Source organism: Acinetobacter lwoffii (assembly GCF_022967985.1).
Lineage (GTDB): Bacteria > Pseudomonadota > Gammaproteobacteria > Pseudomonadales > Moraxellaceae > Acinetobacter.
The window spans coordinates 24,839-42,972 of sequence record NZ_JALJVC010000002.1 but is presented as its reverse complement, the minus strand read 5'-3'; the positions used below and the strand labels follow the sequence as shown (position 1 = coordinate 42,972).

The 18,134-nt window shown below is 45.2% G+C and carries 18 protein-coding genes; 6 read left to right on the top strand and 12 right to left on the bottom strand.

Annotated elements, in window-relative coordinates; translation table 11 throughout:
* Positions 1 to 13: 13 nt before the first annotated feature.
* From gpmI to lptF, 3 genes are all read right to left on the bottom strand, one after another.
* On the bottom strand, positions 14 to 1,561 hold the full coding sequence (gpmI, locus tag MWG72_RS01630; protein WP_004644915.1) for a 2,3-bisphosphoglycerate-independent phosphoglycerate mutase: 1,548 nt from the start codon (positions 1,559 to 1,561) through the stop codon (positions 14 to 16).
* 124 nt (positions 1,562 to 1,685) lie between these two features.
* Entirely contained in the window at positions 1,686 to 2,756 is a 1,071-nt protein-coding gene (gene lptG / locus MWG72_RS01625) for an LPS export ABC transporter permease LptG (RefSeq protein WP_247143092.1), read from the bottom strand.
* A gap of 2 nt (positions 2,757 to 2,758) precedes the next feature.
* Positions 2,759 to 3,859 (bottom strand): LPS export ABC transporter permease LptF, encoded by a 1,101-nt coding sequence (gene lptF / locus MWG72_RS01620; protein WP_247143091.1) that lies wholly within the window; start codon positions 3,857 to 3,859, stop codon positions 2,759 to 2,761.
* 156 nt (positions 3,860 to 4,015) lie between these two features.
* Between lptF and MWG72_RS01615 the strand changes: the two genes are divergently transcribed.
* The 3 genes from MWG72_RS01615 to blhA are packed head-to-tail and all read left to right on the top strand — an operon-like array spanning position 4,016 to position 6,520.
* Positions 4,016 to 5,464, top strand: a complete 1,449-nt coding sequence (locus tag MWG72_RS01615) for a leucyl aminopeptidase (protein ID WP_247143090.1) — start codon at positions 4,016 to 4,018, stop codon at positions 5,462 to 5,464.
* Entirely contained in the window at positions 5,457 to 5,864 is a 408-nt protein-coding gene (locus tag MWG72_RS01610; RefSeq protein ID WP_005263953.1) for a DNA polymerase III subunit chi, read from the top strand. Before MWG72_RS01615 ends, MWG72_RS01610 begins: the two co-directional genes overlap by 8 nt.
* Positions 5,865 to 5,890: 26 nt before the next feature.
* Entirely contained in the window at positions 5,891 to 6,520 is a 630-nt protein-coding gene (gene blhA / locus MWG72_RS01605) for a cell division protein BlhA (protein WP_004281050.1), read from the top strand.
* 61 nt (positions 6,521 to 6,581) lie between these two features.
* Here the strand turns inward: blhA and MWG72_RS01600 are convergent, their stop codons facing one another.
* From MWG72_RS01600 to glnK, 7 genes are all read right to left on the bottom strand, one after another.
* Positions 6,582 to 7,127, bottom strand: a complete 546-nt coding sequence (locus MWG72_RS01600; RefSeq protein WP_004281049.1) for a VTT domain-containing protein — start codon at positions 7,125 to 7,127, stop codon at positions 6,582 to 6,584.
* Positions 7,128 to 7,236: 109 nt separating this feature from the next.
* Positions 7,237 to 7,896, bottom strand: coding sequence for a riboflavin synthase (locus MWG72_RS01595; protein ID WP_004644909.1), 660 nt, complete (start codon positions 7,894 to 7,896; stop codon positions 7,237 to 7,239).
* Between the two features lie 22 nt (positions 7,897 to 7,918).
* Positions 7,919 to 9,211: a DNA adenine methylase gene (locus MWG72_RS01590; RefSeq protein WP_004644908.1), complete on the bottom strand. Its 1,293-nt coding sequence runs from the start codon at positions 9,209 to 9,211 to the stop codon at positions 7,919 to 7,921.
* On the bottom strand, positions 9,208 to 10,296 hold the full coding sequence (gene ribD, locus MWG72_RS01585; RefSeq protein WP_005248431.1) for a bifunctional diaminohydroxyphosphoribosylaminopyrimidine deaminase/5-amino-6-(5-phosphoribosylamino)uracil reductase RibD: 1,089 nt from the start codon (positions 10,294 to 10,296) through the stop codon (positions 9,208 to 9,210). The genes MWG72_RS01590 and ribD overlap by 4 nt, the downstream gene beginning before the upstream one ends.
* Before the next feature lie 2 nt (positions 10,297 to 10,298).
* Positions 10,299 to 10,763 carry a transcriptional regulator NrdR gene (gene nrdR / locus MWG72_RS01580; RefSeq protein WP_004281044.1) on the bottom strand — a complete coding sequence of 155 codons (465 nt, stop codon included), beginning with the start codon at positions 10,761 to 10,763 and terminating at the stop codon, positions 10,299 to 10,301.
* 140 nt (positions 10,764 to 10,903) lie between these two features.
* A complete protein-coding gene (locus MWG72_RS01575) occupies positions 10,904 to 12,316 on the bottom strand; it encodes an ammonium transporter (protein WP_044108967.1) in 1,413 nt (470 codons plus the stop codon).
* A 59-nt stretch (positions 12,317 to 12,375) separates the two neighbouring features.
* Complete coding sequence (gene glnK / locus MWG72_RS01570) at positions 12,376 to 12,714, bottom strand: P-II family nitrogen regulator (protein WP_004281042.1); 339 nt, start codon at positions 12,712 to 12,714, stop codon at positions 12,376 to 12,378.
* 277 nt (positions 12,715 to 12,991) lie between these two features.
* Between glnK and MWG72_RS01565 the strand changes: the two genes are divergently transcribed.
* Both MWG72_RS01565 and MWG72_RS01560 read left to right on the top strand, forming a co-directional pair.
* Positions 12,992 to 13,219, top strand: coding sequence for an accessory factor UbiK family protein (locus tag MWG72_RS01565; protein ID WP_247143089.1), 228 nt, complete (start codon positions 12,992 to 12,994; stop codon positions 13,217 to 13,219).
* A gap of 66 nt (positions 13,220 to 13,285) precedes the next feature.
* Positions 13,286 to 14,776, top strand: a complete 1,491-nt coding sequence (locus tag MWG72_RS01560; RefSeq protein ID WP_247143088.1) for a YifB family Mg chelatase-like AAA ATPase — start codon at positions 13,286 to 13,288, stop codon at positions 14,774 to 14,776.
* Between the two features lie 45 nt (positions 14,777 to 14,821).
* On the opposite strand, the gene MWG72_RS01555 is transcribed toward MWG72_RS01560, so the two are convergent.
* Positions 14,822 to 15,556: a TorF family putative porin gene (locus MWG72_RS01555; protein WP_004732532.1), complete on the bottom strand. Its 735-nt coding sequence runs from the start codon at positions 15,554 to 15,556 to the stop codon at positions 14,822 to 14,824.
* A gap of 597 nt (positions 15,557 to 16,153) precedes the next feature.
* On the opposite strand from MWG72_RS01555, the gene MWG72_RS01550 reads away from it, so the two are divergent.
* Positions 16,154 to 17,473: an OprD family outer membrane porin gene (locus MWG72_RS01550; RefSeq protein WP_247143087.1), complete on the top strand. Its 1,320-nt coding sequence runs from the start codon at positions 16,154 to 16,156 to the stop codon at positions 17,471 to 17,473.
* 95 nt (positions 17,474 to 17,568) lie between these two features.
* Here the strand turns inward: MWG72_RS01550 and ppa are convergent, their stop codons facing one another.
* Positions 17,569 to 18,105 carry an inorganic diphosphatase gene (gene ppa, locus MWG72_RS01545; protein ID WP_004732536.1) on the bottom strand — a complete coding sequence of 179 codons (537 nt, stop codon included), beginning with the start codon at positions 18,103 to 18,105 and terminating at the stop codon, positions 17,569 to 17,571.
* Positions 18,106 to 18,134: the final 29 nt, after the last annotated feature.

Sequence of the window (18,134 nt, the reverse complement as noted above, 5' to 3'; positions counted from 1 at the left end):
ATTTTATCGAAAATTATGCATCAAGCTGAATCAGGTTACGACCTTGCATTTCAGCAGGTACCGGAACTTGCATCAGGCTTAATAAAGTCGGTGCGACATCTGCCAGTACACCGCCTTCTGCGATCGTGGCCTGAGTTGGACCCACATAAATAAATGGAACTAGTTCAGTGGTATGCTGAGTATGTACCTGACCACTGTGATAGTCTTGCATCTGCTCTACGTTACCATGATCGGCAGTCACAATCATATGACCTTTTTGCGCCATCACGGCTTCGTAAACCCGGCCCAAACAGGTATCAACCGCTTCTACTGCTTTCACCGCAGCATCGAATACGCCAGTATGACCAACCATATCCCCATTGGCAAAGTTCACGACCAGCAGGTCAAATTCACCTGAATTGATCGCAGCCACCAGCTCATCAGTCACTTCATAAGCACTCATTTCCGGTTTAAGGTCATAAGTGGCTACGTTTGGCGATGGAATCAGGATACGTTTTTCACCTGGGTATTCATCTTCACGGCCGCCGCTGAAGAAGAAAGTCACATGCGCATACTTTTCTGTTTCCGCAATGCGCAGCTGTGTTTTACCCAAATCAGATAAGTATTCACCAATCGAGTTTTTCAACGCTTCAGGCATATACGCTACAGGTGCATCAATCGTGGCTTGATAACGCGTCAGCATGACAAACTTCGCCAAATTCGGCACGACTTTACGTTCAAAACCCGCAAAGTCTTTTTCTACAAATGCGCGAGTCAATTCACGGGCACGATCGGCACGGAAGTTCATGAATACGACGCTGTCGCCATCCTGAATTTTCGCCAGATCGCCAATACGGGTCGCTTTAACAAACTCATCCGACTCATCGGCTGCGTAAGCCTGTTCCAAACCTTCAACTGCGCTGGCAGCTGTACGAACCGCTTCACCTTCAGTCAACAAGCGATAGGCCTGTTCAACACGATCCCAACGGTTGTCACGATCCATGGCAAAATAACGGCCAATCATGGTCGCAATACGACCTTGACCCGGATATTGCGCAAATAAGGCATCAAGTTTTTCTAAAGAAGGCTGCGCGCTTTTAGGCGGTGTATCACGACCATCTAAAAATGCGTGTAAATAAACTTGCGCACCGCGTTTCAGCGCTAGCTCTGCCATCGCCACGATATGATCTTCATGTGAGTGCACACCGCCTTCAGACAAAAGGCCAAGCAAATGTACTGCCCCACCTGCAGCTTTGGCTTTCTCCACCGCATCGACCAGTACTTCATGTTCAAAGAAGTCGCCAGTACGAATGTCTTTGGTAATTCGGGTAAAGTCCTGATACAGCACACGACCTGCGCCGAGGTTCATATGTCCGACTTCAGAGTTACCCATCTGGCCATCTGGCAGGCCAACATCTTCACCAGAACCCGAGATCAAACCATGCGGATGCTTGTCCTGTATCGCAGTTAAATTTGGTCGTTTAGCTGCTAAAAACGCATTGTCTTCGACCGCTTCGCGATGACCCACACCATCCATAATCACCAAAACGTGAGGGATTTTGCCAGCAGTTGCATCCGTCATAATGAAATACTCTGTTCGTCTACGAATTAATCGCTCTATTTTAGCGAAGTTTATAAAAAGAGGCCATGACCCGGCTATGGTTTAGGCCTCTCATGATGATTGATTTGTTCTATTTTCCTATGGTTTAGCGTGCCCGATGCAGCAAGTAGCCGCCGATGCCGAACATGATCAGAATCGGAATAAACACGAACCAGGCCGGAGATGGTGCGTAAATCAAGCTGGCATAGCCGAGGAAGTCCTGCAGATAGAAGAAACCTAGGCCGGCAAATAAGGCAATCACCAGACGGAAACCCATGGATTGCTGACGTAATGGCCCGAAGATAAATGAACAGGCAATCACCACTAGTGCAATCAAGGCAAAAGGCGAGCCGAGTTTTTGCCAGAAGGCCAACTGATAGGTTTTTGGTACCTGGCTGTATTCATGCATATAACTCATGAAACTAATCAGTTGACTCGGCGATAAATCTTCAGGATCAATCGTCACCATATGCACATATTTGGGCTGCAATGCCAGCGCTAAAGGTTGCTGTTGCTGCTTGACCAGCGTGGCATTGCCATTTTGTAAAATATCGAACTGCTCTGTGTTGTCCAGCGTCCAGGAACCATCTTTGACGAACTGGCCCTGATCTGCCTGCAAGGTACCGCGCAAACGATAGTTCTGGTCAAAGTCCAGCATCTGCACATTTTTCAACTGACCTTGCGAGTTGGCATAATCGATATAAATAAAGCGCTGCCCTTCCCGAGTCCAGTAACCACGCACTTCACCGAGTTGAGCGGCTTTACTGGCACTCTTGACGCTTTTGGCCTGTTCATTGGTATACGGAATCACCCATTCGCTCAGGGCAAAAGACAATACCACCAACAGCAGTGCTGAACGGATGACCCAGCCGACAATGCGCCATAAGCTCACACCAACCGAACGCATCACAATCAGTTCACTATTCGAGGCTAATGTACCAAGACCTAAAACTGCACCAATCAGTGCAGAAATCGGCAGGATTTCATATAAATAATTTGGTGCGCCCCAAAGCACATATTTCAAGGCATCCCAGGCACCATAACCATCTTTGAGCGAACCAAGCTCACCCAGATAAGTAAATAATACCTGTAAACCCGCCAATACCGCGGTTGCACCCAGCATCGCCAGCGCAGTGGTTTGGGTCACATGTTTTGCAACTATACGACGTGCCAACATTGTTAAGACCTCACTCGCTGAATCTGTTTCTTGATTTTCGGGCCTAATTTCTGTTTACGCGAGAACAAGGCACCCGCAATTGCATAGGCAATCAGAATCAATGGATAGGCCCAAATGCCCATTTCTTCTTTACTGATCCGCGTCTTCACTGCCATCAGGGCCACAATCAGACTGGCAAAAATCATGAGGGCAGGAAATAACTTGAGATATCGACCCTGTCGTGGACTCACTTCAGACAAGGCCACAGCCAGAATCAGGGCAATCAGAATCGCAAAAGGAACAAACACCCGCCAGCCCAACTCACTGGCCACCACAGGATCCTGACGGTTCTGCCACAATTGCGAGGTCGGTAAGGCCTCAACTTCAGTACTGGCAAATTGCGCTTCTTCATCGCTTTCTAAGCGCAGACGATAGCTTTCAAATTCAGCTTGAGTATATTGCGGTGTACCCGGATAGATCTCATAACGGCGTCCATTAACCAGATCGACCACATTGGCAGCATCATTCGGTACTTCAATTCGGGTGGCTTCCTGCGCCAGAATCATCACATCCGGTTTGCCTTCTTTTTCCGCACGCTGATAAAAGAAAATATCTTTTAAATTTTTACGGTCTTCTGACAGGTCACCGGCATAAATGGTATAGGGCCCAGAGGAGATAAATTCTTTCGGTCGCACCAGGTCAAAGCCGGTACGTACCGCCTGACTGGTGGTCAGGGCTTCAAACTGGCGAATGCCCCACGGCGCAGCCCACAGCATCAATCCGGCCTGAGCAATCAAAAACACCAGGGTCATCGGCACCAGTAGACGCGCCAATTGATGCCGACTGACGCCACTGCCATTCATCACGGCCATTTCATGGTCGACATATAAACGGCCAAACACCAGCATCAGTCCAATAAAGAAACCGAGCGGAAGAATCAGGGTCAAGAATTCAGGCAAACGGTAGCTAATAATGCTAAATAAAATGCCTGCATCCAGACGGCCTTGCGCCGCGACACCAAAATACTTGATCAGTCGACCGCCCATCATGATCAAGGTCAATAAGGCAATCACCACCAAGGATGTCGAGACAACTTGCTTGACCAGATAACGCCGAATAATCAAATTAATTCTTCCAAAATAAGGTCCATAAAACGAGTGCTAGTTTACCCGAATAGCAAAAATATAAAACCTAGGCCGCCCTGCCCATTGAAAATCTATTCGGATAAATGTTTCAATGACTGAATGATTTACCCATCTAGACAGGCGTGAAAACAGAATATGAAACTTACAATTAATACGTCATTCCCAGAGAATGGATCAAGTCAATCTTTGTTGATTTTAGTTGACTCAGAACAACTTCAGAATACAACCGCAACCTATCAAATCAATAATTTAGACACATTAATTGAAGCCTCTCAATTCAAGGCAGCGTTGGCCGAAAGCCTGAGCCTGATTGGTCAGGTGAGCCAGTCCAGCCATGCAGCGCTGATTGGTTTAGGCAAGGTCGCTGAACTGCAACCGGCAAAACTTGCAAAAATCGCTCAAACTATTATTCAAGTCACTCAAAAAAAATTCAAACAGATTTCTGTAGATCTGACACAACTTCCACAAGAACTCCACTATATGTTTGTACTCTTCCTGACTCAGGCCAGCTATGGTTATGATGAGTACAAATCCAAGAAAAATGAATTTGTACTTGAACAGATCGACCTGATTGCGACCCATAGCGTCTTAACTACCGAACAGTTGCAACTGGTACAAGCGGTGCAAAGCGGACAAAACCTGGCACGTGATCTGGGCAACCGTCCGGGCAATATCTGTTTCCCTGAATATCTTGCAGAACAGGCGTTAGCTCTGGCGGCTGAATATCCGGAGCTGCTTAAAGTCACTCTGCTGGATGAACAGCAGATGGCAGATTTAGGCATGGGTGCCTTCCTTGCGGTAAGTAAAGGTTCAGACCGTCCGGGCCGTATTATCAGCATGGAATATCAGTCAGAACGTAGCGAAGCACCGGTAGTCTTGGTCGGCAAAGGTATTACTTTTGATACTGGCGGTATTTCACTTAAACCGGGCGCAGGCATGGACGAGATGAAATACGACATGTGCGGTGCAGCCTCTGTACTCGGTACGATGCGTGCACTGTGTGAGTCCCGCTTACCTCTACATGTGGTGGGAACCATTGCTGCAGCAGAAAACATGCCTTCAGGCAAAGCCACCCGTCCTGGCGATATCGTAACCACCATGAGTGGTCAGACGGTTGAAATCCTGAATACCGATGCCGAAGGTCGTCTGGTGCTGTGTGACACCTTGACTTATGTAAAACGTTTTAACCCTGCTTTGGTGATTGATATCGCAACCTTAACTGGTGCCTGTGTGGTCGCTTTAGGTTCAGTGCTGACGGGTCTGTTCACGCCAGATGATAAACTGGCAGCAGAACTGGAAGCTGCCGGCCAGCACTCCTTTGACCGGGTATGGCGTATGCCGGTACTGGATGACTATCAGGAACAGCTGGATTCACCATTTGCCGACATTGGCAATATCGGTGGGCCAAAAGCCGGTTCTGTGACCGCTGCCTGCTTCTTACAACGTTTTACCCGTGAATATCGCTGGGCACATCTCGATGTTGCAGGTACGGCATGGAACTCAGGTACCAATAAAGGTGCAACCGGCCGTCCAGTCCCATTATTGATGCAGTTCCTGGCGAATCGCGTTCAAAGCAATGGCTAAAGTCAGCTTTTATTTATTTGAAAAAAGCCCTGAACGACAAGTGGACAGCACTTGTCGTTTATGTCGTAAGATTCTGCGTCAGCCGGCGCGGATCTGGTTACTGTGTGCCGATGCCGAATTGCAACAACAGCTGGATGAATGTCTGTGGAGTTTTGACCCAGCGAGTTTTATTCCACATGGTATTGATCAGCCTCAGGCGACGGTCTGTATTTCGGCAACACTACCGCAACAGTCCGACTGGATTATTTTCAATTTTAATCCGGAAGCACTTGAACCTTACGCAAAATTTAGTCACATTATTGAGATCATTGAAAATCATGAAACAGCGAAACAGCTGGGACGTGAAAAATTTAAGCAATATCGTCGTTTAGGTATTGAGCCGGACACCCATAAGCTTTAACCGATATCATCCACAAGGAGAGGCACGTGGCATTAAATGTAGGTCCCGATTTTAAACAGCGCTGGTTAAATGTGCCGGAAGCTGTACGTCAGACCTTTATCGATGACCTCTCTCGGATCTGCGATATTTTAAAGCCAGAAACGTCTTTGGAAGAATGGCAGAGTCGCGACCAGCGCTTACAGCAAGAATCTGAACGCAAGATTGAAGCTGCCTATGCACAGCGCAAGGCCGAATTAATTGAAGAAGCCCGTATTCGCAAACAGCTCGCGCTTGAAAAAGCCTTGGCCGAGAAACGTGCTGAAGAACAGGCCTATCAAGAACAGCTACGTCATGAGGAACAGCGTAAATTTAGCGAACAGAGTCAGGTGCTTGCTGAAATAAATACGCATCTAGAGGCTGAAGTGCAGCACTATGTCGCACGTTATGCAAAAAATCCTGAAACGACTTTTGATTTTGCCAAAGGTCGCATCCAGATTGAGGACCAGTCCATTTTATCCGAATTAGAAAGTGTGCGTTTACGTCTGGAACTTGAGGCAGAAACCGTGATTGAACAGACCGTGAATGCACTTCGTGAAAAAATGCGTGCGGCAGCCAAAGAAGAAATCGAGTATATGCTGAAAAATTCTGAATTTTCTGATCAGCCACGCAATATTTAAATGATCCTTTCACATTAAAAAAGCCCGAAAATTCGGGCTTTTTTATCTTCTATGTCGCATCTTACAAAAAATCTGCCAGCATAAAGGCAGCATTTCCGAGCAGATAGCCAATGCTTAATAAAGTGCCAATCCAGAGGATGCCACCCGCAATATTATAAAAGCTGAATGTGGCAAAGCTCATATGCGCTGAGCCGGCGGCAAAAGGGCCAAATGAGCGGACAAAGGGAATAAAACGTGCAATTAAAATAGTTTTACCGCCATGTTTCATAAAATAGTGATTGGTTTTCACCATATATTCCGGCTTGAAATAACGTGAATGTTGATTGAAATATTTTAAACCGAGAACTTTTCCGGTGTAATAATTCACGCTATAGCCCAACACCGAGGCAGTGAATAACAACAGCCCCATCGAATGCAGGGTCACCAGATCGCTGCTGGCGCACAAAGCTCCCACAGCCAGCAATAGACTGTCGCCGGGCAGAAAAAAGAAAAACACTGAACCGGTTTCTGCAAAAATCACCAGAAACAGGATTGCATAAATCCATACCCCGTATTGATCGAGCAATAGCGGCAATGACTGTTCCAAGTTAAGTAAAAAATCGAGCATTCGACCCGTCCACCAAGGCAATATTTGCAAGTTGAACTGCTGATTATCCCGAAAAATAAAAAAACAGTCTAATTTTTCAATCAGACTGTTCAGTAAATCAACATTTCTCTTATTTTAAGAAACCATTTTCAGCCAGGAAATCCATACTGATTTTTGATTGTTCAGTGGTTTGGGCGGCTTTATCACCGAGCAATAAACGCTCGATATAACGTGCCAATACATCCACTTCCAGATTGACCTTGCTACCGACTTTCCAGGTACCGATATTGGTACGTTCAGCAGTATGTGGAATCAGGTTCAGACTAATCACGCTACCACGCAAATGATTAATCGTTAGACTGATGCCGTCGACTGTGACCGAGCCTTTTTCTGCGAGATATTTGGCAATTTCAGCAGGTGCAGTCACTTCATAATAAATTGAACGTGCATCTTCACGTACCAGGGTGATCTCGCCGACTGCATCGACATGACCTGACACAATATGACCGCCAAAACGCGTAGTCGGCAACATGGCTTTTTCAACATTGACAGGTTGACCGGCTTTCCAGGTGCCGAGCGTGGTCCGGTTCAGACTTTCACGGGAAACATCAGCCGCATACCAGTTCTCGCCCCAGTCGATCACGGTCAGGCAGATACCATTGGTCGCGATAGAATCACCCAGATGTACATCAGACATGTCCAGATCGGTCTGGATGCGTAAACGTACATCACCACCAACGCTTTGCAGACTTTCGACTTTGCCGAGGCTTTCGATAATACCTGTAAACATTTTTATTTCCTTTTCAATTCTTTTACCAGAGGGCCAACTGGGTACTAACGCCGGTCGTATCCACACCACCCAATTCTGCATAATGATGCAGCTGGCTGAGTAATTGACGGATCGGTGGACCTGACTTGGCGTGGGTATCGGTAATCACAATAAATTCCAGCACGCGGGCACGTTCAGACTGGCGCTGTTTGCTAACACGATAACGCGGCACATCCTGGGTTAGCAAGGTCACCCGGCCACGTTTCAGATTGGCCTGTAACAAATCGGTAGCGCTGATATTACCGTCAGTTGAATAACTGGTCAGAATGAAACGTGCATTGATGGTGGCCAACAGGCTCTCGTAAGCTTCTTTGGCATATTTAGAGGAATTGTACTGGCTCGGACGCTCTTTGCGCCATGCCCGGTCAATCCCGCTCTTAAAGCCCTTGGTATCCGGAGTCGGTAAATCGGCCTGATCCCATAAGGTCAGCGCATTCAGCACATGATAATTACTGCTATAAGCATGCTGATTATACGGTGGATCCAGATAAGCTACATCTACTTCAAAGCCGCTCATCTGGTTGGCCAGATGCTGGGCATCGACACACCACATTTCTGCGGCCATTCCCTTTTTCTGATCCGACTCGCAAAAACGGCTTGGAGTCAGCCACAGCAATGATTCAATCCGTTCCAGCGCAGTTTGGGTTTTCCCGCCCCAGCCATGATGAAAGCTTTTGAAAACGCCTGAAGTATTGCTGACAAAACTGGCGGAATACAGCAAGGGTGCCAGCAAGGCAGACATTTCCACATCATCAATTGCACCTTGTGCCTGCCAGGCTGCAATCTGCTGACGGATGGCATCAATACGCATGCCGTTACGACGTTTAAAGAACAAACGATCACGGGCTGGATCATAAATTTCATCATTACGCGGACACAGGTTATGCGTCACCCAGCCTTTAACTTCCGGCAGACGGTTCAGATAATCAATCGCTTTCTGATAGCCACCGAGTTCTTTAAATGCCGGTGCTTCAGTACAGGCCAGTACCGCATGATTCAGCGCATGGCTATACGGCTCCCAGTCATTGGCAATCACACGATAGCCATTCTGACGGGCCAAGCGCGAGACCACGCCTGAACCTGCAAAAAAGTCAGCAAAAATCGGCGCACGACCATCAGCACGGTTCAGAGTTCCCGTACTTTCCAACGCTTCCAGAATTAAATGCAGTAAACGGCGTTTGTTACCTAGATAAGGAACCAGCTGATGGAAAAGATATTCATCGGTGGTACGTGCCGCATGGCGACGTTTATGATAAACCGTAGACTCTGAACTCATAGTGTCTCTTGAAAAGGAATTAGCCTGAAGCGCACGTCATCACCTAAGCGAGTTACATCGCGCAGCTTAAATCGGAGTTGTTCGGCCATATGGCTAAATTCTGCATTAAACATGGTACGCGCAGACTGACCCAATAGGGTCGGTGCAACGTAACTGATCAGTTCATCAACCAATTTTTGTTGTAAAAATGCCGTAGATAAGGTCGCCCCTGCTTCCACCAAGACATCATAAATCTGATGCTGCTGAACCAGTTGCTTTAATAATTCTGCTAAAGGCTGTACCGGCAAGTGTAGCACACCCAGGTCTGCAAGCTCTTGACGAAATGGCCCCATGACCATCACTGTTTCAGGTTGCGCTAAAATCTTTGCACTCAGTGGCAGACGTCCCTGACGATCCAGAACAATCCGTTTCGGTTGCACCACGGTCTTGATATCTTCAACAGCATCCAGTTGACGTACATTCAGCTGACAGTCATCAGCAAGGACCGTTTCAATTCCGGTAATCACCGCGCCTGAAATCGCACGCCAATGCTGTACATCCTGACGTGCTGCTACACCGGTAATCCATTTCGATTCACCTGATGCCATCGCGGTACGGCCATCCAGGCTTGAGGCAATTTTTAAACGCACATAAGGCATACCGGTCGCCATGGCTTTCAGGAAGCCTTGATTCAGCTCATGCGCTTCATCTTCACAGATGCCAACGTCTACCTCAATGCCCGCATCTTTCAGGATCTGTACGCCCTTTCCGGCCACTAGCGGATTGGGATCAGGACAGGCCACGACAACTTTAGCCACACCTGCTTCCACCAGACCTTTGGCACAAGGCGGTGTCCGGCCATAATGCGCACAAGGTTCTAAAGTCACATAAGCGGTTGCACCACGTGCCTGTTCACCGGCCTGACGCAGCGCAAAGACTTCAGCATGTGGCTGGCCGGCTTGGGGATGAAAGCCTTCACCAATCACGATGCCATCTTTAACAATGACACAGCCGACATTCGGATTCGGTTTGGTGGAATATTGCCCCTGACGTGCCAATTCAATGGCCCGGCGCATCCAGATTTGATCTTGATTCAGTTCAGCCATGCTTATTCTTGTAATTCTCGTTGTTGCATCTGTTCAATCTGATGACGAAAAGCTTCGACATCCTGAAAATCCTGATAGACCGAAGCAAAACGCACATAGGCAACATGATCCAGAGCAAATAAAGACTGCATCACGATTTCACCGATGGTACGTGATTTCACATCACGCTCACCCAGACGGCGAATCTGTAGCTGAATATCGCTCAGCACTGTTTCAATCTGCTCCTGGGTCACCGGGCGTTTTTGCAAGGCATGCATCAGGGAACGGCGTAATTTGGCTTCATCGAAAGGTTCATTTTTGCCATCCGACTTGATGACGCGCGGCATCACCACTTCATAGCTTTCAAAGGTAGTGAAGCGTTCATTACAACTGACACATTCACGGCGACGACGAATCTGACAGCCTTCAGCTGCCAGGCGTGAATCAATCACTTTACTGTCTGCAGTATTGCAAAATGGGCAATGCATAGCGGTTTAATTGAACAAATCCAGATGGATTCCGAGTGTAGCAAAAATTACAAACTTTGTAGAGTTTTACGCAACATATAGAAAAAAAACAGCCCATTCGGGCTGTTTTACACTATATATTGATTATGGTGGATTTATTATTATTCGACACGTTCGCCATGTTGGCTTAAATCCAGACCCATACGCTCATCATCAGATGCTACACGGATTCCAATGATCAAGTCGATGACTTTCAGGATAATGAAGGTCATGATCGCAGAGTAAGCAATCGTCGCCAGTACACCTTCCACTTGCACCCAAAGCTGATGCATAACATTGGCAGGGGCATTGTCACCCATGATGAATTCGCTGGCAAAGAACGCGGTTAAAATCGCACCGACAATACCACCTACACCATGCAGACCAAAGGCATCTAAAGAATCATCGGCTTTCAATGCGCGTTTCAGTGCAGTAATCCCCCAGAAACACACCACACCACCGATCAGACCCATTGCCAATGCACCGCCGACAGTCACAAAACCTGCAGCTGGAGTAATGACCACCAGACCAGCAACTGCACCCGATACGCCGCCCAGTACAGAAGCTTTACCACGTGCCAGTTTTTCAGTGATTAACCAAGAAATGGCTGCTGCTGCCGCTGCGACTTGAGTCACGATCAAGGCATAGCCTGCAGAACCGTTTGCACCTAATGCAGAACCACCGTTGAAACCGAACCAGCCTACCCAGAGCAAAGATGCACCGACCACAGTAAGCGTCAGGTTATGCGGTGCCATAGATTCACGACCCAAGCCCATACGTCTGCCTAGCATATACGCTGCTACCAGACCGGCAACACCCGAGTTGATATGTACAACCGTACCACCGGCAAAATCAAGCGCGCCGTCGTTACCTAACCAGCCACCACCCCATACCCAGTGGGTAATTGGTGCATAGACAATCACCACCCAAAGTGCGATGAAAGCAACGAAAGCACCAAATTTCATACGTTCTGCAATCGAACCGCTAATGATGGCAACCGTAATGATGGCAAAAGTCATTTGGAAAATCACAAACAGGATTTCAGGAATCGTGCCTGAAAGCGCCTCTGTGGTGATACCAGCCAGCATGAACTTATCCAGACCACCTATAAAGGCATTACCTTCACCGAAAGCTAGGGTATAACCAATAATCACCCAGGCAATACTGACCACCGCCGCAGCAATAAAGCTATGTGCCATCGTCGCCAGAACGTTTTTCTTGCGGACCATACCGCCATAAAATAGCGCCAAGCCAGGAATAGTCATGAGTAAAACTAGAGCGGTAGAGGTTAAAACCCAGGCGGTATCGCCGGTATCTAGCGTTGGTTCTTCTTCTGCAGGCGCTGCAGCTTCAACTGGCGCTGCTTCAGCAATTGCTGCTGTAGTGTCTGTTGTTGTATTTGTTGTATCGCCTGCTTCTTCAACAAGCACAATTTCTTCTGTCGGTGTTGTTGCTGTTGCAGCTTCTTCAGCCCATGCAACAGAACCACCAAAAAGAGCGCCGGCCATGCCGAACGCGAGTAGCATTTTTTTCATTCGTATCCCCCAACCAAGTTTTTGTGAGTTATTAGGTACTCAGCAAACTTCGTGCCAAGTTAGACAGCGTCTGCACCTGTTTCACCTGTACGAATACGGATGACTTGTTCCAAGTTAGTCACGAAAATTTTTCCGTCACCGATTTTTCCAGTGCTCGCCACACGAGTAATAGATTCAATCACCGCGTCTACCATTTCATCGCTAATCGCGATTTCAATTTTGACTTTCGGCAAGAAATCTACAACGTATTCAGCACCACGATAGAGTTCAGTGTGACCTTTTTGACGACCAAAGCCTTTCACTTCAGTTACAGTGATGCCTTGAACACCAATTTCAGACAATGCTTCGCGAACATCGTCTAATTTAAAAGGTTTTACAATTGCAGTTACGAGCTTCATGTTTGTTTTCCTTCGGCTTATTTCACCAGTAAGGTTTTACGTTCAAATTTCATGCCAAGATTCCTAAGGTCGGGGGAAATTAGAAAGCCCGGCATGTGGTTTATTTATACCTTATTTTATACGGATAAAGGCTTTGAATCTTCAAAAAATAGACATTTTTTATGTGGATTTTTACAATATCTTTAATCGAATAAGTCTATATTTTGTCTGAAATACTATAGTCTGCATTTTAGCAATGCTAAACTGTGTGCTCCTTTCTACGGCGATGGATCAGACGATGATTGAAACTTTATTACAAGCAATTTTGCAGCAAGTCGAACAACCCAAGAAAGATTTGGAACATAATATCCGTGCCCTGTTAAATGAAGCTGTGGCGAAAATGGATTTGGTGTCTAAAGAAGAAATAGAACGTCAGCGTATTGCCCTAAATAATGCCAATCATCGCCTGAATGATTTACTGAAACAGGTGGAAGCATTAGAAGAGAAAATTTCGAACAAAAAATAAGCACAAGTACAGTGCACAAAAGACACCAGAACTATAAAAATAACGCACCATATTGGAACAATAATAATGTCTTTTGCCAAAATTTATACGCGAGGCTTACTGGGCCTGCATGCGCCTTTAATTGAAGTCGAAGTTCATGTCAGTTCGGGTATGCCTTCGCTCACTATAGTAGGGCTTCCCGAAGCGGCGGTACGTGAAAGTAAAGACCGGGTACGCTCTGCCATTTTGAATAGCGGCTTTCAATTTCCGACCAAACGTCTGACCATTAATCTGGCCCCTGCAGATTTACCAAAAGATGGATCACGTCTGGATTTACCGATTGCTTTAGGCATTTTAGTGGCTTCAGGTCAGCTTCCAGAAGATTGCACCGAGCATCTTGAATTTATTGGCGAGTTGGCCCTCGATGGTCAATTACGTCCTGTCAGCGGCACCTTAAGTATTGCCATTGCCTGTCAAAGCGACCAGCATCAACTGATTTTGCCTGGCCCCAATGCACAGGAAGCCTGTCAGCTCCCAGACTTTAAAGTCTTTGCAGCCAATCATTTAAAAGAAGTGTGTGAACATCTTTCCCAAGCGCAGCGCTTACCGCAAATAGAAGCCAGTCCACTCAATACAGACCATTTTTATAAGTTTGATCTGGCGGATGTAAAAGGACAATTACGACCACGGCGTGGCTTGGAAATTGCTGCGGCAGGTGGTCATTCCCTGCTGTTTCGAGGCCCACCCGGAACAGGCAAGACCTTGCTGGCTTCTCGATTGGCCAGTATTTTGCCGCCCTTAAAGACGCAGGAAAATCTGGAAGTGGCCAGTATTTATTCGGTGGCGAATGCCAATCACCCTTTTGGGCAACGGCCTTTTCGAGCACCCCACCATACTGCTTCGGCGGTAGCATTGGTCGGTGGCGGCTCACACCCCAAGCCAGGAGAAATTACCCTAGCGCATTTAGGGGTTTTATTTCTGGACGAACTGCCTGAATTCGACCGCAAAGTTCTGGAAGTCTTACGGCAGCCTTTGGAAGCGAAGGAAATCGTCATTTCCCGAGCATCACGCCAAATTACCTTTCCGGCCAATTTCCAGTTGGTGGCTGCCATGAATCCCTGCCCGTGTGGATATGCCTTTAATCAAGATATCCGCTGCCAATGTTCACCCGAAAGTATTAAACGCTATCAGAACCGGATTTCAGGCCCGTTGCTGGATCGGATTGATTTGCATATTGATGTACCGCCATTACAGGCACATGAGCTACAGGACAATCGACCCGCCGAAGACTCCGAAACGGTCAGACAACGCGTCATTGCGGCCTATGAAATTCAGATGCAACGGCAAAATAGCTTGAATATAAGTTTGAGTCCAAAGCAGCTAGAGCAATATGCCTCGTTAGATCAGTCTGCTCAGAATATACTTGAAATGGCTCAGCAAAAACTGAATTTATCAGCACGTGGCTATCATCGGGTCTTGCGTGTTGCACGCACCATTGCCGATTTAAATCAAAGTCCAGATATTCAAAGTCAGCATCTTTCGGAAGCTCTATCTTATCGCGGACAGCAGCAGATTTAGCTCATTAAAAAAGCGACCTAAGGTCGCCTTTTTATCTAAAGAAAATTAGAAGCTATAACCGAGTCCGAATACAACTTTATTCTTTTGTTTTTCATCAAAACGGTCATAACCACCCAAGATATAATTCATGCTTGCAGTCACACCTGTGTCACCAAGTGGCTTGCTTAAACCGATGTCAAAATGACGGAAACCAAAACTTTCCGTAGTTCCTTCAATAAAGTCACCTGATTTTTCATAAGCATATAAGCCTAAAGCTGTATCCAAGCTGAAATCTTGTGGTAAAGCATAGCTATAAGTAGCTTTTAAATAGGTATCACCTGCATTGCCCCAAGTGGTATCTTCAAGAAGGGTTTGTGCTGTAACGCCCAAATCTTTATAGCTCATACCCAGTAACAGCTCAAATCCATCAGAATTGACATCAGATTCATAATAATAATAGTAGGTCGTACCGATCGTTAAACCTAAGTCATCATTGACTGCATGGCTATAGCCAGCATAGAAGTTATTTTCGAAAGCATCACGTCCTTCTTCAGACAAAGGGTAATCTAGCGTAGATCCCCACCAACCTGCATAGAAGCCAGACGCATGGTTATAATCAAGTCCACCTTGTAAGGTAGCGCCGCTATTTTCAGGAATGTTAGTAATACCACGCAAGTTATAGCTCGAAAGTACGCTGATATTTCCAGATACCGTATGTTCAGCAACAGGTTCTTCAGCAAAAGTAAAAGAAGATACAGCGCCCAATAAAGCAAGAGATAATACTTTTAATGTTAATTTCATTGTGTGGCTCCCCCAGATCGTCTGAGACGTTTTTATGATCATTGATTAAACTCAAGCTCAAAATTTGCAAGAGCTATGCCAATCTGGATAAAAGGAACCAAAATAATAAATCTAAAAAGACAAATAAAACTTAAGTTATTGTTTTTAAATTAAAATTTAAATTATGAAAAACTGAATTATCTAGGCTTTCTTTTAAATAAATGTATTTAAGGCTATTTCATCACTTTTTTAATACTTATACATAATCATTTACGATTTGCCCCATTTTGATTCCATTTTTGTAATGATTAAAATTTGTGCTAAAAAATAGTGCGTAATTTTTGATCATATTTTTCTCCCGTTTCAAAATAAATAAGCTGATCACATTCATTTCACCACTTTAGAAATATCATTTATAATTTCCAATAAAATTATGTTTTTACTCACTTTTTACCGATAGGTTAGAAATTAATCACCTCAAATCCTTGCTATTGTTTAATTTGAGTTAAAAAAATCTAAACTTTAGTGGAATATATCCAATAAAAAATGACATTTTTTCAGCAATTCTTATACAATTCCTAAAAAATTCCGATCAATTTGTATAAGGCTCTCTTCCCAATGCAAAATTCAAAAAAATTAACATTAGCAGTTTTGATTCAGGCTGCTTTGGTTTCTACCGCTTTCGCTAGCGAGCAAAGCGAGTCTAAAGGTTTTGTAGAAGATGCTGAAGGTTCTGTACTTTTCCGTACCGGCTATTTGCACCGTGACAAGAAAAATAACGTACCAGATACGAGCTCATTTGCACAAACTGCGATTGTTAAACTAGACTCTGGCTTTACTCAAGGTACTGTAGGCTTTGGTGCTGGTATTATTGGTGATGCTTCATTTAAATTGGGTGAAAATGGTCATACTGGCAATGATATGATCCCAGTCCACCCTCAAAATAATGCTGATGGTACTAAAGATGCTTATGACCACTGGGCTCGTGGCGGTGCATATGTGAAAGCTCGTGTATCAAATACGACTGCGACTTACGGTACTCAGGTTTTAGACTTACCTGTACTTGCAAGCAATACTGCGCGTTTAGTGCCTGAATACTATACTGGCGTATTGGTTCAAAGTAACGAAATTGAAAACTTAAACCTGATTGCTGGTAAATTCACAGAAAATCAGCTTTCCAACCAAATCAATTCCGATGGTGCAAAGCTAGATCGTGCAGTGGTTTGGGGCGCGAAATATAAATTTAATGATGCAGTTAATGCTTCTTATTATGGTACAGACATTAAAGACCGCTTAGACCGCCACTATGTTAATGCCAACTATAGCTATGCATTGGCAGATAAAAGCACATTAACTCATGATTTCAGTGGTTACCATACAAAATGGGATAAAGAAGCAAATCCATATCTTTATTCTCAAATCGGCTCACCAGATGATTCATTCGATAATACTATTTTAGCTTTATCTACAACTTATAATCATGGTCCACATAATGTCATGCTTGCTTACCAGCAAAATTTTGGTAACACTGGCTATGACTATGGTTTGGGTACAGGCGTAGGTGATGGTAAACAATCGATTTATATGCCGAATTCATACCTGTCTGACTTTATTGGTAATGACGAAAAATCAGCGGAACTTCAATATACATTTGACTTTGGTGCTGTAAATGTTCCTGGATTATCTTGGACATCTGCTTTTGTTTATGGTTGGGATATTAAAGCTACTAACAATGCAGGTACTATGATCAGTGATAATGAGCATGAGCGCGAATTCTTTAACCAAGTGAAATATACTGTTCAGTCTGGTTTTGCGAAAGATGCAAGCTTACGTCTTCGTCATTCTTACTACCGTGCAAGTGATGATTATCAATCTAACTACATTGGTGACACTAATGAATGGCGTATCTGGTTAGACATTCCTGTGAAATTATTCTAATTCACACGAATTTCAAGTCATAAAAAAACCTGCACAATGTGCAGGTTTTTTTATTCCAGGCTTTAAAAAGTTAAAACCTGGACGACAAAAAGCAATTATTTATTTGCTTCTGCATAAGCTTCGATTGAGCTCATAACTTCTTGTTTCGCAACATCAGCACCTTCCCAACCACTCAGCTTGACCCATTTACCTGGCTCAAGATCTTTGTAATGCTGGAAGAAATGTTCGATCTGGCTGATCAACAATGGAGGAAGATCAGTATATTCCTGAACATCTTTGTAGATTGGAGTCAGTTTGTCATGTGGAACTGCAACCAGTTTCGCATCAACACCACCATCATCTTCCATGTTCAATTTACCGACAGGACGGCAACGAATGACAGAACCTGGCTCTACTGGATGAGGCGTTACAACCAGTACGTCTAATGGGTCACCATCAAGCGATAGTGTGTTTGGTACATAACCGTAGTTTGCTGGGTAGAACATTGCTGTACCCATGAAACGGTCTACAAATAACGCATCAGAATCTTTATCGATTTCGTATTTGATTGGTGCTGCATTTGCAGGAATTTCGATGATCACATAGATATCGTTTGGCGCATCTTTACCCGCTGGGATATTGCTGTAGCTCATAGCATCACTCTTTAACAAGTTATATCTTT

What these genes read in the sequence shown, in the direction of transcription:
- gpmI (WP_004644915.1), bottom strand. Translation starts at nt 1,561, where the DNA reads ATGACGGATGCAACTGCTGGCAAAATCCCTCACGTTTTGGTGATTATG.
- lptG (WP_247143092.1), bottom strand. Translation starts at nt 2,756, where the DNA reads ATGTTGGCACGTCGTATAGTTGCAAAACATGTGACCCAAACCACTGCG.
- MWG72_RS01615 (WP_247143090.1), top strand. Translation starts at nt 4,016, where the DNA reads ATGAAACTTACAATTAATACGTCATTCCCAGAGAATGGATCAAGTCAA.
- MWG72_RS01610 (WP_005263953.1), top strand. Translation starts at nt 5,457, where the DNA reads ATGGCTAAAGTCAGCTTTTATTTATTTGAAAAAAGCCCTGAACGACAA.
- MWG72_RS01600 (WP_004281049.1), bottom strand. Translation starts at nt 7,127, where the DNA reads ATGCTCGATTTTTTACTTAACTTGGAACAGTCATTGCCGCTATTGCTC.
- MWG72_RS01595 (WP_004644909.1), bottom strand. Translation starts at nt 7,896, where the DNA reads ATGTTTACAGGTATTATCGAAAGCCTCGGCAAAGTCGAAAGTCTGCAA.
- MWG72_RS01590 (WP_004644908.1), bottom strand. Translation starts at nt 9,211, where the DNA reads ATGAGTTCAGAGTCTACGGTTTATCATAAACGTCGCCATGCGGCACGT.
- ribD (WP_005248431.1), bottom strand. Translation starts at nt 10,296, where the DNA reads ATGGCTGAACTGAATCAAGATCAAATCTGGATGCGCCGGGCCATTGAA.
- nrdR (WP_004281044.1), bottom strand. Translation starts at nt 10,763, where the DNA reads ATGCATTGCCCATTTTGCAATACTGCAGACAGTAAAGTGATTGATTCA.
- MWG72_RS01575 (WP_044108967.1), bottom strand. Translation starts at nt 12,316, where the DNA reads ATGAAAAAAATGCTACTCGCGTTCGGCATGGCCGGCGCTCTTTTTGGT.
- glnK (WP_004281042.1), bottom strand. Translation starts at nt 12,714, where the DNA reads ATGAAGCTCGTAACTGCAATTGTAAAACCTTTTAAATTAGACGATGTT.
- MWG72_RS01565 (WP_247143089.1), top strand. Translation starts at nt 12,992, where the DNA reads ATGATTGAAACTTTATTACAAGCAATTTTGCAGCAAGTCGAACAACCC.
- MWG72_RS01560 (WP_247143088.1), top strand. Translation starts at nt 13,286, where the DNA reads ATGTCTTTTGCCAAAATTTATACGCGAGGCTTACTGGGCCTGCATGCG.
- MWG72_RS01555 (WP_004732532.1), bottom strand. Translation starts at nt 15,556, where the DNA reads ATGAAATTAACATTAAAAGTATTATCTCTTGCTTTATTGGGCGCTGTA.
- MWG72_RS01550 (WP_247143087.1), top strand. Translation starts at nt 16,154, where the DNA reads ATGCAAAATTCAAAAAAATTAACATTAGCAGTTTTGATTCAGGCTGCT.
- ppa (WP_004732536.1), bottom strand. Translation starts at nt 18,105, where the DNA reads ATGAGCTACAGCAATATCCCAGCGGGTAAAGATGCGCCAAACGATATC.